Source organism: Flavobacteriaceae bacterium (assembly GCA_003443635.1).
In the GTDB taxonomy this organism is placed as follows: Bacteria; Bacteroidota; Bacteroidia; order Flavobacteriales; family Flavobacteriaceae; genus AU392.
In genome coordinates, this window is sequence record CP031964.1 from 3,260,799 (window position 1) to 3,277,031 (window position 16,233).

The 16,233-nt window shown below is 29.2% G+C and carries 12 protein-coding genes and 1 tRNA gene; 8 read left to right on the forward strand and 5 right to left on the reverse strand.

Features of this window, described 5'->3' with window-relative positions; all coding sequences use genetic code 11:
* Positions 1–166: 166 nt before the first annotated feature.
* Positions 167–592: a hypothetical protein gene (locus D1817_14965; GenBank protein ID AXT21119.1), complete on the forward strand. Its 426-nt coding sequence runs from the start codon at positions 167–169 to the stop codon at positions 590–592.
* Between the two features lie 56 nt (positions 593–648).
* Here D1817_14965 and D1817_14970 read toward each other — a convergent pair.
* Positions 649–733: transfer RNA gene (locus D1817_14970), tRNA-Leu, on the reverse strand.
* 61 nt (positions 734–794) lie between these two features.
* The gene (locus D1817_14975) at positions 795–2,273 is read right to left on the reverse strand and encodes an SLC13/DASS family transporter (protein AXT21120.1); all 1,479 of its coding nucleotides are present in this window, start codon (positions 2,271–2,273) and stop codon (positions 795–797) included.
* A gap of 166 nt (positions 2,274–2,439) precedes the next feature.
* Here D1817_14975 and D1817_14980 point away from each other — a divergent pair, with 166 nt between their 5' ends.
* The 7 genes from D1817_14980 to D1817_15010 all read left to right on the forward strand — a co-directional run bounded on the left by D1817_14980 (position 2,440) and on the right by D1817_15010 (position 13,478).
* On the forward strand, positions 2,440–3,828 hold the full coding sequence (locus tag D1817_14980) for a dipeptidase (protein AXT21121.1): 1,389 nt from the start codon (positions 2,440–2,442) through the stop codon (positions 3,826–3,828).
* A 175-nt stretch (positions 3,829–4,003) separates the two neighbouring features.
* Entirely contained in the window at positions 4,004–4,864 is an 861-nt protein-coding gene (locus D1817_14985) for an EamA/RhaT family transporter (GenBank protein AXT21122.1), read from the forward strand.
* A gap of 86 nt (positions 4,865–4,950) precedes the next feature.
* Complete coding sequence (locus D1817_14990; GenBank protein ID AXT21123.1) at positions 4,951–5,316, forward strand: BlaI/MecI/CopY family transcriptional regulator; 366 nt, start codon at positions 4,951–4,953, stop codon at positions 5,314–5,316.
* 2 nt (positions 5,317–5,318) lie between these two features.
* Complete coding sequence (locus tag D1817_14995; GenBank protein ID AXT21124.1) at positions 5,319–8,042, forward strand: hypothetical protein; 2,724 nt, start codon at positions 5,319–5,321, stop codon at positions 8,040–8,042.
* 166 nt (positions 8,043–8,208) lie between these two features.
* Positions 8,209–9,645, forward strand: coding sequence for a TlpA family protein disulfide reductase (locus D1817_15000; protein AXT21125.1), 1,437 nt, complete (start codon positions 8,209–8,211; stop codon positions 9,643–9,645).
* A 115-nt stretch (positions 9,646–9,760) separates the two neighbouring features.
* Positions 9,761–12,235 carry a hypothetical protein gene (locus D1817_15005; protein ID AXT21126.1) on the forward strand — a complete coding sequence of 825 codons (2,475 nt, stop codon included), beginning with the start codon at positions 9,761–9,763 and terminating at the stop codon, positions 12,233–12,235.
* Positions 12,236–12,377: 142 nt separating this feature from the next.
* Positions 12,378–13,478: a DUF4407 domain-containing protein gene (locus tag D1817_15010; protein ID AXT21309.1), complete on the forward strand. Its 1,101-nt coding sequence runs from the start codon at positions 12,378–12,380 to the stop codon at positions 13,476–13,478.
* A gap of 33 nt (positions 13,479–13,511) precedes the next feature.
* Here D1817_15010 and D1817_15015 read toward each other — a convergent pair whose 3' ends face one another.
* The 3 genes from D1817_15015 to D1817_15025 all read right to left on the reverse strand — a co-directional run bounded on the left by D1817_15015 (position 13,512) and on the right by D1817_15025 (position 16,098).
* Complete coding sequence (locus D1817_15015) at positions 13,512–14,090, reverse strand: PhnA protein (protein AXT21127.1); 579 nt, start codon at positions 14,088–14,090, stop codon at positions 13,512–13,514.
* A 78-nt stretch (positions 14,091–14,168) separates the two neighbouring features.
* Complete coding sequence (locus D1817_15020; GenBank protein ID AXT21128.1) at positions 14,169–14,645, reverse strand: hypothetical protein; 477 nt, start codon at positions 14,643–14,645, stop codon at positions 14,169–14,171.
* Between the two features lie 139 nt (positions 14,646–14,784).
* Entirely contained in the window at positions 14,785–16,098 is a 1,314-nt protein-coding gene (locus tag D1817_15025; GenBank protein AXT21129.1) for a hypothetical protein, read from the reverse strand.
* Positions 16,099–16,233 lie beyond the last annotated feature (135 nt).

A 16,233-nucleotide genomic window follows, 5' to 3' on the forward strand; every position in this document is an offset into this window, starting at 1 on the left:
CTTGCAAAAATACTAAATGTTTACTATAAGACGAATAAATATCGATTTTGTGACACTTTTAATCGTTAATTTTAACTAAAACTGAATCAGTAAGTTAGCCCATTTCTCATTAATTTTTTAATTTTTAATATATTTATAACATATAATTAACTAAAAAACTAGCATTATGTTATCTAAAACAAATTTAATTTCGACACTCGTTACCACGATTTGGGGCTTTTTTGGAGGCTTTTTAATTTGGGTTATTGTTGGGGATCCTTTACTAAAGGATAATATGTTAACTGCAGGATTAATGAGAGATCCAGCAGATTATACTTTTTTAATTTTAGGATGTCTTATTACAGGTTTTGTATTTTCTACAGTGTACTCTAAATGGGCACGAGGTATGCATAGCATTTCTCAAGGTATACAGTTTGGTATTTGGCTTGGTATTTTTATAGGTTTAGGTAGTGGTTTTATTGACCATGCTACCTCTAACATCCTTAATTTAAATGGCACTTTAATAAACGGAGTACTTTACATTGTACATTTTGCAATTATGGGTGTATTAGCGAGTATTATTTATAAAAAAATTAGAACTTCAGCAGAATAATTAACATCATTAATAAACTAAAAAAGCTTCAACTAACGTTGAAGCTTTTTATCTTATCGTGCGGGCGGAGAGACTCGAACTCTCACACCTCGCGGCACTAGATCCTAAGTCTAGCGTGTCTACCAATTCCACCACGCCCGCGATTAAGGACTGCAAATATAAACAATACTTTCAAATTGCAAACTTTAGTATTTAAAAAACATTATTTTTTAAACACTGATGGAAAACTTTGTAAATCTATATTCCAAAATATCGGTAATAATAAATAAATAGAAATAGCAATTACAATTACAGAAATAACATTTAACAGAAACCCTGCCCTGATCATATCTTTAATTTTAATAGTTCCTGACCCAAATACAACAGCGTTTGGTGCCGTAGCTATAGGAAGCATAAAAGCACAAGAAGCTGCAATACAAGTTCCTACCATTAATCCATAAGGATGTACATCTAAAGCAATAGCCAAAGTAGCTAAAATTGGCATCATTAAAGTACACATTGCCATATTTAAAGTTACTTCGGTCATAAAATTAACTACAAGAATTATGACAAATAGCACTATAAAAAATGATATTCCGTCTAACCCCCCTAGTTGTTCTCCTATAAGTATAGTTAATCCAGATTCTTGAAATCCAGCTGCAACAGCAAATGCCCCGCCAAAAAGCAACAATACTCCCCAAGGAAGTTTAATAGCTGTTTTCCAATCCATCAAACGCTCTTCTTTTTTAGAAGTCGATGGGATTACAAACAATAACAATGCTCCTATTAATACAATAATAGTATCATTTACAGCAGGGAAAAATGGTGTAATTAAAAAGCGACGGGTAATCCATGCAAATGCAACAACACAAAATACAACTAACACCCATTTTTCTTCAGGTTGAATTTTCCCTAATTTATCTATTTCAGTTTGTATAATATTTTTCTCTCCCAGAGTATCTTTGTTACTAATTTTAAATACCCCTCGAGTTAAGTGTAACCAACATACAAATAATAATAAAACAGCTATTGGAAATCCAACATACATCCATTGATCAAATGGAATATCAATATCATAAAAGCGCTTTACCGCATCTGCAAAAATTAAATTTGTAGGTGTTCCTACCAATGTTGCCATTCCTCCTATTGATGCTGCATAAGGCAATGATAAAATGAGTGCTTTTGCAAAACGAGAATCTTCAGCAGATTCTATTTCTGAATCTTCTTTATTGATAGTTTTTGATTGCTTAATAATGGATAGTGCAATGGGGAGCATCATTACTGTTGTTGCTGTATTTGATATCCACATCGATAAAAATCCTGTTGCAATAATAAATCCTAAAATTAGTTGTCGTTTTTTAACACCTACCAATTTTATAATATTTAGTGCAATTCGCTTGTGCAGATTCCATTTTTCCATCGCCAAAGCCAATACAAATCCTCCAACAAAAAGATAAATTAAAGGGTTAGAATACGGTACTGTAGTTGCTCGTAAATCCATTACTCCTGTTAATGGGAATAACACTAAAGGCAGCAATGAAGTTACTGCAATAGGCACTGCTTCAGTTACCCACCAAAATGCAATCCAAACAATAGATGCAATCATAGCTTGGGCAGGCTTAGGAATGCTGTTGGGCAATAAAATTTCTAATAATAAAAATAAAATCGGGCCTAAAACAATAGATATATTCTTTTTATTCAAATGTTTTGTTTTAAAAGAAAATTATAAAATACTCGTAAATATATAATTCTCAACGAGCAATTTGAGTAATAACACGTCAAAAAAAAAGTTTTAACAAATCTATAGTGCTAATCCATTCTATTTTAAAGTATTCTTTTCCTATTTTTGGATGAAATAAATCATTTATATGCAAAACATTAAATCATACATCGACACTCATAAAGACAGGTTTTTAAACGAATTAATAGAGCTTTTAAAAATCCCTTCGGTTAGTGCCGATTCAAATTATAAAAACGACGTTTTAAAAACTGCTGATGCAGTAGCAGAACGTTTAAAAGAAGCTGGATGTGATATTGTAGATATTTGTCCAACCGATGGTTTCCCTATTGTGTATGGCGAAAAAATAATTGATTCAAATTTACCAACTATTCTAGTTTATGGACATTACGATGTACAACCTGCAGATCCTCTAGAATTATGGGATTCTGCACCTTTTGAACCTATTATAAAACAAACCAAATTACATCCAGAAGGCGCTATCTTTGCTCGTGGTGCTTGTGATGATAAAGGGCAGGCTTACATGCATATAAAAGCATTAGAGTTTATGACACAAAACAACCAATTACCTTGTAATGTTAAATTTATGATCGAAGGTGAAGAAGAGGTTGGTAGTGTTAATCTATCTAAATACGTAAAAGAAAATCAAGAGAAATTAGCTAATGATGTGATTTTAATTTCTGATACCGGGATGATCGCTAAAGATGTACCATCTATAACAACAGGATTACGCGGAATGAGCTATGTAGAAGTTGAAGTAACTGGACCTAATCGAGATTTACATTCAGGATTATATGGAGGTGCTGTTGCTAATCCTATTAATATTTTAACTAAAATGATTGCTTCTCTCCATGATGAAAACAATCATATAACGATTCCTGGTTTTTATGATAAAGTAGAAAATCTCACAGAAGCGGAACGTGCAGAAATGGCAAAAGCTCCTTTTTCGTTAGATGATTATAAAGCTTCTTTAAATATTTCAGAAGTTTATGGTGAAAAAGGTTATACGACAAATGAACGCAATTCTATTCGCCCTACTTTAGATGTTAATGGTATTTGGGGTGGTTATATTGGTGAAGGTGCTAAAACTGTTATAGCTAGTAAAGCAAATGCCAAAATATCAATGCGTTTAGTACCTAATCAGAACTGGGAAGAAATCACGCAATTGTTTCAAACACACTTTGAAGCTATTGCACCTAAAAGTGTGACTGTAAAAATTACACCACATCACGGAGGTCAAGGCTATGTTACTCCTATTGATAGTATAGGTTATCAAGCAGCTTCTAAAGCATATGAAACTACTTTTGGCAAAAAACCAATTCCACAACGTAGCGGAGGAAGTATTCCTATTGTTGCTTTATTTGAAGAAGAATTAAAAAGCAAAACTATTTTAATGGGTTTTGGTTTAGATAGTGATGCGATTCATTCTCCTAATGAGCATTTTGGTGTGTTTAATTATTTAAAAGGAATCGAAACCATTCCTTATTTTTACAAATTCTTTACAGAACTCTCAAAATAATTTTTTTAAACCATTTTATTCTAAAATAAATCTAGAATAAATGAACGTGTTCTATCATCATTTGTATAAAATTCAGATAATCTTAATCGTTAAAACTTAAAGAGCAATTAGCAATAAAATAGAAGATTAGTTTAAAAGGTTTTCGTTTTTATGGAAATTCAAAATACATTTTTTTATGAAAAAGAGCCATATTAACCATCTTTTAGAATTAAGCTTAGCAACAGTATTTATAAGTACTTCTGGCGCTTTAGGTAAATTTATTGAGATGCCAACTCCAGTATTAGTATGGTGGCGCTCTGCATTAGCATTAGTGTTTCTCTTTATTTATTGCAGGTATAAAAAGATTAGCCTCAAACTTAACAACAAAAAAGATTGGGTCACTTTTATATTAAGTGCACTCTTTATGGGAGCCCATTGGATCACTTATTTTTATGCTTTAAAGCTGTCAAATGTTGCTTTAGGGATGCTATCACTATTCACATTTCCTATAATGATTGCTCTTCTAGAACCATTATTTATAAAAATAAAATTTGACCCAATACATATATTATTAGGAGTTTTAGTATTATTTGGCATTTATATTTTAGCACCAAATTTTAATTTAGAAAGTTCATACGTTCAAGGCATTTTATTGGGATTACTCTCTGCTTTGTGCTATGCATTACGCACTTTAATTTTAAAGCAACATGTTGGTAATTATAATGGTACAATGCTAATGTTATATCAACTTCTTATTTTGAGTATTGTTTTAACTCCAGTATTAACATCAATGGATACTTCTGGTATAAAAACACAATACCCTTATGTAATTATTTTAGGTTTAGTTACAACAGCTATAGGGCATACAATGTTTTTACATAGCTTAAAATACTTTAAAGTAAGCACTGCTAGTATTATTAGCAGTGCACAACCCATTTATGGAATTATTATTGCTTTTTTCTTTTTAGGTGAAACTCCAACGTGGAATACGTTTTTTGGAGGTTTACTTATTATAAGTACAGTTATTATAGAAAGTATTAGATCCCGAAAACCTTAAGTTTTAACATTTTTAACATACTCTACATTTGTAGAATTAATTTTTTTACTCTATGTTTGTAGAGTAAATTCTAATTACGTAGAGCTATGCAATTATCAAAAACTGAAGAACAACTAATGCAATATTTATGGAAATTGGAAAAAGCGTTTATGAAAGATCTCTTAGAGGTCTACCCAAATCCAAAGCCAGCAACTACCACTGTAGCTACATTATTAAAACGAATGACTGATAAGGGATTTGTTGCCTATACACTCTTTGGGAAATCGCGAGAATATTACCCTTTGGTAAAGAAAAAAGATTATTTCTCAAAACATGTCAATGGACTTATAAAAAACTTTTTTAATGACAGTGCTTCACAATTCGCTTCCTTTTTTACCACTCAAACAGATTTAAGCAAAGAAGAATTAGAAGATTTAAGAGCATTAATTGATCGTGAAATTAAAAAGAAATAATTATGTTTTTATACCTCTTAAAATTCAGTTTTTGTTTAGCTATATTTCTAGTGTTTTATAAACTCTTTTTAGAAAAAGAAAACATTCATTTCTTTAAACGTTTTTATTTATTAGCTGTTATTGTATTAGCTTTTAGTATTCCTCTAATCACATTTACTACCTATATAGAACCTATAGCTTTTACCCCTGTAGAATTAGAGTTTGACACACCAATACTATTTAATGACACTACAACTGAAGCTTTAATTCAACCTTCTAGTAGTAGTAATAGTAATTATTGGTCTACTATTTTATGGAGTTTATACGGTTTAGGAGCTCTCGTTTTTGGAGTTAAATTTATTAGAAATTTATCTAATATCATTTTCAAAATAAAACGTAATCCAAAATATGAAGCATCTAAAATCACGAATGTTTTATTAAAAGACGATGTGACTCCACATACTTTTTTAAGATATATATTTTTTAACAAACACAAGTTCGAAACTCAAAAAATACCTCAAGAAGTATTCTGGCATGAAGAAACTCATGCTAAACAAAAACACTCTATTGATGTCTTAATTATTGAATTTTTACAAGTTATATTTTGGTTTAATCCTCTTATTTATTTTACTAAAAGAGCTATTAAACTAAATCACGAGTTTTTAGCAGATCAAGGGGTTTTAAATAAAGGTATTGTACCTTCTACATACCAACAAATAGTATTAGCATTTTCATCTTCAGATACATCTTCTGAACTATCAAGTGCTATTAATTATTCATCCATTAAAAAACGATTCACTATCATGAAAACTAAAACATCAAAACACACTTTCTTGTTTAGAAGTTTAATTCTTCTTCCTTTATTAGCAATCACCTTATATAGTTTTAGTAATAAAGTTATTAAAGAAAAAGAAATACTTAAAGAGAAAGTTATGAATGCATCTCTTAACGTTTTAGAAGCTCAACCAAAAAACAATCAAGCTCCTGAAAGATTAATGCAAGAATACAGAGAATTCATAATAGATTTTCAAAAAACTAACATTATTAAAAATGATAAATACAAACGTGCTAAAGTTATTTACTATAATTTAATGTCAGACACACAAAGAGCATCTGTTGCAGAACTACCTAAAAGGATCATAGATTTTGAAGGGCGTTTAGCTGAAACAAAAGAAAAAAAGCCTAATAAGGAAGTTTTTAATTTATGGAAGGATAAAAAAAATTATGCATTATGGTTAGATAATAAAGTTATTGATAACTCAGAATTAAATAATTTAAGTAATAATGACATTGCTTATTACACAGATAATTTTGTTTATAAAAATGCACGTAGTAATAAGTTTCCACAATCACATCAAGTTCATCTTTATACTCCAAATGGGTTTGATAAAATTTACAAAAAATCAACTATCAATGCTTATAATAAATTATCAAAAACTTACTCAGAGAAACTATCAAAGTACCTTAAGGGAAATCGTTCAGATAATTCAGAATTAAAAATTTTATACTATCAAGGTGAAGCTCTATATACTAAGATTTCTAAAAAAGATATAGAGAAATATGATATCCGTCCTTTGACTGCTGTTCCAACTCAACAAAAATCTCAAAAGAAGGCTTCTAAAAAACAAGCCGCTTACAAAGTTTTAAAAACACCAAATAAGGATATTGTATTGCTTGATCACTGGTACATCACTATTAATGGTGAGAGATATTATTATCCATACAAAGGTGACCTTAAAAAGTATTACGATAAAAACGGAAATGAAGTCTCTTTAGATGTTATAAAAGAATACAAAAGCATGTATAATTTGCTCGAGCAACTCAAAAATAAAACTCCGCATTATGTATACAAGCCTAAAGTAGAGCAAGAAGAAATGGATCGAATATATTCTGATTTAGGAGGCATGTATTTTAGAATGTTAAGAGCAGATAAAAGTAAGGTTATTCGTCCAAAAAACCCTGTATACCCATATGTTCGCCTTAAAAAAGATGGAAAAGTTACTTATAAAAAAAGAGACGAATTAACTACAGAAGACAAAGCTTTACTACCAAAACTTCCACCACCTGCTTTTTATCCTAATAACAAATCAAAAGCAAAAGGAGGTCCAAATAATACTTATGAAAATGAAAACTATAATATCGTAAGCAGCACGCAACAAGCAACTCCAGAGCAAGTAAAAGAATACGAAAAATTAGTAAACATTTATAGTAAACATATAGAAGTAGATTTCTCAATCAAATTAAAAGATATGTCACGTATTAAATATATATATGATTTAATGTCTACTTCACAAAAAAAGACTGCTACACCTTATCCGCAATCACCTCCTTCATTAAGTATTTTTATTACTAATGACGGTAAATACTTGATTAACGAGAAAGAAACAAGTTTAGTCGAAATTGAAAATATAATTAAAAAATTCTCTAAAAATGAGTTAAATAAAGCTTTTGTTTTTACAGGTAAAAATGATGGTCAACGGTATAAAGATTATTATAAACCTTTAAGAAAATCAACTAATACTAAAATAAGAAGTTTAGATGAAACCTATATCAGTATTTATTCGGATGAAATCAAAAAATCTAAAGATATGCTTGGGCACAATCTCACAAAAAGAGGGTATGATATAAATGGAAATAACAAATATAGAGTTGTAGAACTAGCATTTACCAATCCTGAGCTTACATCATACACTATTGAATTAGCAAAATTATTAGAACGAAATGGCATAAAAAACATAGCTTATTAATTAGTTGAAAATAATTTAAGAAAGAAAGTTATCTTGAATATAAGAAATAACAACCGTGTTTAAAAAACCTCACAAAAATATTAATAGAGATAAAAGTGTATTATATACATTGACAGAAATATTCTCCTTAAGGCAGGTTTAATAAAACAAGTAGATAAATATAGTCATGGTAGATTTGATCAATAAATTAAAAAATATGAAGGAATATCACTCTTTCAACAGCAAAGTGTTTTGTTTGTTATTTTTATATCTTTTATTAGCATGTGAAAAAAGTAACCAACAAGCCACACATTTTGCGCAAACATTAAATAACACTGTTTCCATTAGCAATAATGTTAACGATTCAATTAGTATCTCGGTTAAGCTGAAAAGTGATGAAGAATTCGGGTTTAACATTCTTGATAAGTACTTTAAAAGTCATTTTGTTTACTTTCCAAATAAAAAAAAGAGAGATACTACTATAACCAAAAAAATACCAAGAACATTCAACAATCAAATCTTTACTTATGGAGGTTTTTATAAAGGAGATCCCAAACTTTATAAAAATTACTATGTAGTTGACAAGCAAATTAATCGTTTAGATTTTGAAAAAAATAAAGGTGATGTTAACCTAATTTACCCTGATAGTGAGCAAATTATTGCTACTACTTTATTTTTAGATTATGAGCAATTAAATACAGAAATCCATCAATCTAAAGGGAATAATAAAAAACTGAATGAAGAGAATTTAATAAAAATATATGATTCTTATAAAGAAAAATATATGTCAGAAAATAAGTTATTGCTAAACGAATTAAACCAAACGTATTTCATTTATACACTGCAAAAAATATATCCTTTTGATGAAAGAATTGATACTTATATAAAAAACATTAAAAAACCCCAGGTAATTAATAAATATATTAATAAGCTATTTGTCGATTACATAAAAAACAGGATACATCAGCCTGATTTCAATCAATTCTTATACTCAAACAAGTTTTCAGATGAGTTTAAAAGATTATTGTCTATTGGAATGTTCAATTTCTTAAGATTAAAAGAGAATAAAACAAGTGTAAAATATAAATCAGCTAAAGAATGGCTAAGAACAACTAATTTATACAAAAACGATTCCGTATACATTAAAAAAGAAATCACACCGCTTAATAATACATTATTTAAAGAACGATTAAATAAATTAAAGCTTGTTGATTCGCTTGAAAAGGAAATTTCTTTTTCTAAGCTCTTAAAACAGCATCCTTCATCTTATTATTTAATCGATTTTTGGGCAACCTGGTGTGCACCTTGTATTCAAGGCATTCATACGATGAAAACATTGGATATGCCTAAAAATGTCAAGGTAATTAGCTTGAGTTTAGATAAGATAAAGGATAAAGAAAAATGGAAGGCTAAAACAAAAGAGTTGGAACAACCCATTACCTATTGGTTGGATGATACAAACGAAGACGTTATATCTTTTTTAAAGTTTATAGAAATACTATCTATACCACGTTATCTTGTAATAGATAAAAACATGAACTTAATAGATCCAGCGTTTTATGCTCCTCACCAATCTCAATTTTTATCAAAATTACAAAGTGTTAAAAATCATAAGTATTGGTAAACAGTAAAATTACTTATGTATGAGTTAGACATAAAACTTGAATGTCTTTAAATGATCAAGTATTTTTAATGAACAACCTCGATACAGAACGTTAGAGGGCATAAGTTAAATAATTATGTTTTTATATCTCTTAAAATCCAGTTTTTGCTTAGCTATATTTCTAGCATTTTATAAACTCTTTTTAGAAAAAGAAAACATTCATTTCTTTAAACGCTTTTATTTATTAACTGCTATTGTACTGGCGTTTAGTATTCCTCTAATCACATTTACTACCTATATAGAGCCTATAGCTGTTACTCCTTTAGAGCTTGACACAACAATAACATTTAATAATACTACAACAGACGCTTTAGTTCAGTCTTCTAGTAATAATTACTGGTCTGTTATTTTATGGAGCATATATGCCTTAGGAGTAATCTTATTTGGTATTAAGTTTATTAAAAACCTCTTTTCTCTTATCCATAAAATAAAACGCAATCCTAAATATAAAAAAACATCCGATATTACTAATGTTCTATTAAAAGACGATGTGACACCACATACTTTTTTAAGATACATATTTTTTAATAAACACAAGTTCGAAACTCAAAAAATACCTCAAGAAGTATTCTGGCATGAAGAAACTCATGCTAAACAAAAACACTCTATTGATGTCTTAATTATTGAATTTTTACAAGTGATATTTTGGTTTAACCCTCTCATTTATTTTACTAAAAGAGCTATTAAACTAAATCACGAGTTTTTAGCAGATCAAGGGGTTTTAAATAAAGGCATTGTTCTCTCTACATACCAACAAATAGTATTAGCATTTTCATCTTCAGGTACATCTTCTGAATTATCTAGTGCTATTAATTATTCATCCATAAAAAAACGATTTACGATTATGAAAACAAAAACATCAAAAGGAGCTATTTGGCTGAGAAGTTTAGTTCTTCTACCACTATTAGCATTAACGCTTTATAGTTTTAGCAATAAAATTGAAATTGAAAATGATCTATTAAAAGGAAATAAAACAGATCAAACTCAGAATAAACTTATTGAAGAAAATATTTTAAATAAAGCTGAAAATTTAAAAGACAATTTTTTAATATACATAAATCATAAAGGACAATATATAGTTAATAGAGAAGCTTTAACATTACAATCTATAAAAAATAAGATTAGTGCTCTATCAAAAAAAGAATTGAATCTTAGAGTCAAATATAGTAGCCCTGTTAAAAATATAGAAGATGTAGTAGAATTATTAAAGAATATAAAAGATTTAAAAGTAAATTCAACAATATACCATCAAGTTACAGAAGATATTCAAACTAAAAAAGCAAATGAGATTAATGAACTACTAGAAACTATTGGAAATTTAAAAGTTGTTTCAATAAACATACCTACCCCAAAAATGCCAGTTGATTTTATCATTAACGATAAAATCAAAAAAACATTAAATCAAGATAAAGCTACTCCAAAGCAAATTGCAGAATATAATAAATTAGCTAAGTATTACAATTCACAGAATCCCAACAATATTGTATTTAAATACAAAGATCTTAATCGTGTTTATAAACTTTATAATTTAATGTCCGAAGTACAGAAAAAAAATGCAGAGCCTTTACCTAATTTTCCGCCACCGCCACCGCCTTTAAGGCCCTCTGAAAAAAACTCAAAAAAATATGCTAGCAAACCACTAAAAGGTATTCCACTTCCAAAATTACCTAAAAATCCAACACAGCAAGAAAAGAAGGCATATAATAAAGCTCTTGAGGAGTATAAAAATCAAGGTTATGGCTATACTTATACATATAAAAATAATAATGGAAAAATAGTAGATGCTACTGTTATTACTAGTGATGTTGCACCTCCACCACCGCCAGCTAGAAAAAGACCTCCACCACCTCCACCTCAGATAATTAAAGAAAATAAAAATGAACCTAATCCACCAAAAGTGCCAGAACCTCCTCAAATTATTGAGGTTAGGGAAATAAAAAAGAGTTCAAAACTTCCAGAAGTAATTGAAGTTAGAGAAGTAAAAAAAGATTCAAAACTCCCTGAAGTAATTGAAGTTAAAGAAGTGAAAAAAAACTCAAAGCTTCCAGAAGTAATTGAAATTAAAGTAATAAAAAAGAATCAAAAAAAATTACAAAGTGAACAAGTCATAGAACAAAAATTAGTTTTAGCTGAAAAAAATGCAAAATTTAATGAAAAACAAAAAATCACAGAACTAAAAAATATTGCTCAAAAGCAAAGAAAAGAAAGATTGTCAAAAGAGCAGCAAAAAGAGAAAGAAGATGCCCTCACTGAAGAACGTCTAAAAGTTGTAGAAGGAAATCTAAACAGAGTTGTTAAAGGAAAACAAACTAAAACTGTTGAGGGAAAACAAAAATATCTGGAAGAAAAAGTTAAAAAAGATGCCCTCTCCAAAAAACGTTTAAAAGTTGTAGAAGGAAGACTAAATAGAGTTGTTAAAGGAAAACAAACTAAAACTGTCGAGGGAAAACAAAAATATCTAGAAGAAAAAGTTAAAGCACAAAAAAAGGAAAGGCTTTCTGAAAAAGTAATCAAAGCTTATGAAGAAAAAGCTAAAAAAGAAAAAAACTAATCTATTTAGCAGATAAAACTATAAATTTAATTTATCCTATCAAATTTACTTTAATATTAAAGGTTTGATAGGATTTCTTACCAATTCTGTAACAAATCAATTAAAAAAGCGTTCTAATAGTTTATCAATCAAATCGAAAGTTATGTTAAAACGATTTTTTATTATATGTTCTGGATCAGATACTGATATTTTAGAACATTGTTCTAAAGGCGAACAAAATAAATATGCTGGTATTGGTGCTACTGTTTTTTTTACAGCACTCTTGGCTTTTATTGCATCTAGCTATGCCTTATACACCATTTTTGATAATCTTTTAACCTCAATCGTATTCGGATTTGTTTGGGGGTTACTTATTTTTAACCTTGATCGATACATTGTTTCTACAATTAAAAAACGAGACAATATAATTGATGAATTATTACAAGCTTCTCCTAGGATTATATTAGCAATTATTATTGCAATTGTTATTTCAAAACCTTTAGAGCTAAAGATTTTTGAGAAAGAGATCAATCAAGTATTATTAGAGCAAAAAAACGAACTCACACTTGCAAATAAGGAGCAAATTGCATTGCAATATACTCCACAAATTGAGGCACTTAATACAAATATTACTGAGCTTGAAACCGAAATTTCCACAAAAGAAGCTGAAGTTAATGCTTTATATGATGTTTATATTAGTGAAGCAGAAGGTACAGCTGGCACAAACATCTTAGGCAAAGGGCCTGTATATAAAGAAAAACGTGATAAACATGATGCTGCTTTAGCGGAATTACAACAACTCAAAACAACTAATGCAGAAAAGATATTAGCTACAGAAAATCAAATTGCATTATTACAAGCAGAATACACAGATAAAGTTGAAACTTCCCAACCTATAATTGATGGATTTGATGGTTTGATGGCCAGAGTAAATGCTTTAGGAGAACTACCATGGTTACCATCCTTTTTTATATTTTTACTATTTCTCGCTATCGAAACTTCTCCAATTTTCGCCAAGCTATTATCTCCAAAAGGTGAATACGACATAAAACTTATAGGAAGTGAAGAAGAATTAGCCACTTGGTCTAAACAAAATGCACATCAAAGAAGTGTTTTATTAAATGCAGACAATAATTTGAACGATCGCGTTTATGGGGATATTGGTGATGAAGAAGAATTGTATGCTTATAAAAAGAAAATGGCTAGTGATCTACTAAAATTACAAGCTGACGCTTTTTATAAAAAACAAAAAAGGTTGTTATAAAAACTCTAAGATTTAATCTTCTTTTAAAAAAGATTAAATTTTCTTAACGTATTTGGTAATGATTACAATTTGTGTCGGCCCTACTTTACCTTCAATATATTCAGCGTTTGTATGATCTAAAGAGATACGACGTACAGCTGTTCCTTGTTTAGCAACCATGCTTGATCCTTTTACTTTTAAATCTTTAATTAACACTACAGAATCTCCTGCTTGTAGTACAACACCGTTTACATCACGATGTATAACTTTATCTGTATCGTCTTCCCCTTCTCCTGTGGCTTTAGCCCATTCTAAAGTATCATCATCTAAATACATCATATCTAACAAATCTTGAGGCCAACCTTCCACTTTTAAACGATTTAACATACGCCAAGCTATAACTTGAACCGCACGATGTTCACTCCACATACTATCATTTAAACAGCGCCAGTGATTTACATCGATATTCTCTAGAGTATCTATCTGATTAATACAATTATTACAAGCATATAAATTATCATTCAAACCACCTCCTTGCTTTGGTAAAACCTGGTAGATATTTAAATTTTCAGTTGAAGCACATAATTCACATTTAGAATCACTTCGTTTTACTAACTCTCTTTCTAAACTCATTAAGTCGGCTGTTTTACAAACAAAAATAGCATAATCTCAAATAAGATTATGCTATTGTATATAAAAAGCTTTTTCTTTTTAAAGTTCTAAATTTAGTTTATTCATTACTTGACCTAAACTCAAATTTTGGTTCTCTGGTGCAGCTGCAAATTGTGATGGCACAATAACAATTCTAAATATTTGATTTTGAGTAAATGTTGCATCTAATGCATCAAAATCATCACTTTCTAGTATTAAATCTAGATCAAAAATATTAGCAGTATCATCGAAAATAAAATTAAATCTATATTGTGCAAAACCTGCATTATCAAAGAAAAAAGTACGTGGTAATGGTTCAAAAACATCTACACCTTCATTAGCAGTTGCCTCAGGGTCTAAAATAAAAACTAATGGTACATCAGATTCAAAAACATCTACATTACTAGGTACTACAATATTAACAGCAGCACTAAGTCCATCATTAGACACAAAATCTACATTGCTGACCTCAAATGTTTGTCCAATAGTATCAAAATCGACACCATCGTTAAAGTCATCATCATCAACACATGACATAAATAGAAACATAAAGCAGGTTGATATTAAAAAGAATTTTTTCATTTTATTAAGTTTTAGTATTATTTTTAATTTGTTATATCAAAGGTAATGCCAATTTTAATATTGTTCTTTTTAAAACTATTATTTTTCTAGTTTATTATAAAGGGTAAAGTCGTATTTCTTTCCCCAACCACGTTTGTAATTTATTATAAATTTTTTGCTGCTCTTTTTTAGAAAAATGTCTAATTCTTGTCCCATGATGACCACCTTTTAAAACCATTTTCAAAGCATCTACTTTTGGTTTCGGGTTTGGAGCGCAAGCTCTCCAAGTATCATACTCCCCATAAATATATAAAATATGATCTCCTTTACGCTCAACATATTTACGCACTTTTTTGATATAATTAGGGTTATAAGTAAGATCTACGTTTTTAGGAGCAAATCTAGTATTTGATGAACTCTTTACTACTTTAAGCAAATCTTCTACAGGAGAAAAGTCAAAACCATAATATCCCAATTCTCTAATATGTTGGTAAAATGAAGGCAATAAATTAAAATACGTCTTATCACTATAAAACTGTATACCAACAATTTTATTCATATAATCAAATAGTTCTTTTGGAGAAGCGTTTTCACTTGGAATTTCATCACAATTCCCTCCCCATTGCCAAAAAGAAAAAGAGAATTCTAAAGCAGCATACTCTAAAGCTTCTTCAATTGAAACTTCATTAAACTGTATCTGATTCTTTTTAGCATGAATATTAATTTCTTCTATTAAAGCTTCTCTATTTAACAATAAAGCTCTCTGAAACTGTTTTACTTTAGTTCTACATTCTGCAGATCCTACGCTATTAATATGTGCTGTAGTTCTTGGATCTTCTTGAGTATTTATTAAAGGTGCAACATAAGGTATTGCTACATCAATATCTTTAGGGTATTTGCTTTTATAGATTAAAACTGTTTCTCCTCCTTTACTTATTCCTGTCGAGATCCATTTGTTTTTATACAACGATTTTAATTTTAGTACTAATAAATGATAATCTTCAATTGCCTGATCATTAGTTAAATATTGCCAAGGTATGGGATCAGGTCTTGATGCGCCATAAAAACGATACTCAACCATTATCTGATTAGATTTTAAGAGTTTGCTTAATTCATAAGTTCTATAACGTGCATTATAGCCTTCCGTAACTAAAACTGTTGGTTGATTATAATCTGAATGAGACATGTATATATAGTGCTCAAAAGTGCCCGATTCTGGATTAGAGTGATCTAAAAGTTGTTTTATAATTACTTGATAAACTTGTTTAAAATGATCTTTAGTTTCTAATGCTTTAATTTTTGCTGTCGGAAATAATTCTTGTATTCTATTCTTAAAACTTACTGAACTAGTAGTATTTTGTGAGTTAACATAATATATAGAAACAATACTTAATAAGAGTATAGTAATAATACGTTTTAATGAATTCATAGTTACTATTTTTATGTTTTAAAGATACCCTAAGAGTAATTTTTTAATTTATACTATATTATCCAACAATAGTATAATTTTAATTAAAAATGAGTTAATATGTGATTAAAATTTAAGATTTAGCTACTTTTAGCT

Coding starts and splice junctions, on each gene's coding strand:
- D1817_14965 (AXT21119.1), top strand. CDS start 167: ATGTTATCTAAAACAAATTTAATTTCGACACTCGTTACCACGATTTGG.
- D1817_14980 (AXT21121.1), top strand. CDS start 2,440: ATGCAAAACATTAAATCATACATCGACACTCATAAAGACAGGTTTTTA.
- D1817_14985 (AXT21122.1), top strand. CDS start 4,004: ATGAAAAAGAGCCATATTAACCATCTTTTAGAATTAAGCTTAGCAACA.
- D1817_14990 (AXT21123.1), top strand. CDS start 4,951: ATGCAATTATCAAAAACTGAAGAACAACTAATGCAATATTTATGGAAA.
- D1817_14995 (AXT21124.1), top strand. CDS start 5,319: ATGTTTTTATACCTCTTAAAATTCAGTTTTTGTTTAGCTATATTTCTA.
- D1817_15000 (AXT21125.1), top strand. CDS start 8,209: ATGGTAGATTTGATCAATAAATTAAAAAATATGAAGGAATATCACTCT.
- D1817_15005 (AXT21126.1), top strand. CDS start 9,761: ATGTTTTTATATCTCTTAAAATCCAGTTTTTGCTTAGCTATATTTCTA.
- D1817_15010 (AXT21309.1), top strand. CDS start 12,378: ATGTTAAAACGATTTTTTATTATATGTTCTGGATCAGATACTGATATT.
- D1817_15015 (AXT21127.1), bottom strand. CDS start 14,090: ATGAGTTTAGAAAGAGAGTTAGTAAAACGAAGTGATTCTAAATGTGAA.
- D1817_15020 (AXT21128.1), bottom strand. CDS start 14,645: ATGTCATGTGTTGATGATGATGACTTTAACGATGGTGTCGATTTTGAT.
- D1817_15025 (AXT21129.1), bottom strand. CDS start 16,098: ATGAATTCATTAAAACGTATTATTACTATACTCTTATTAAGTATTGTT.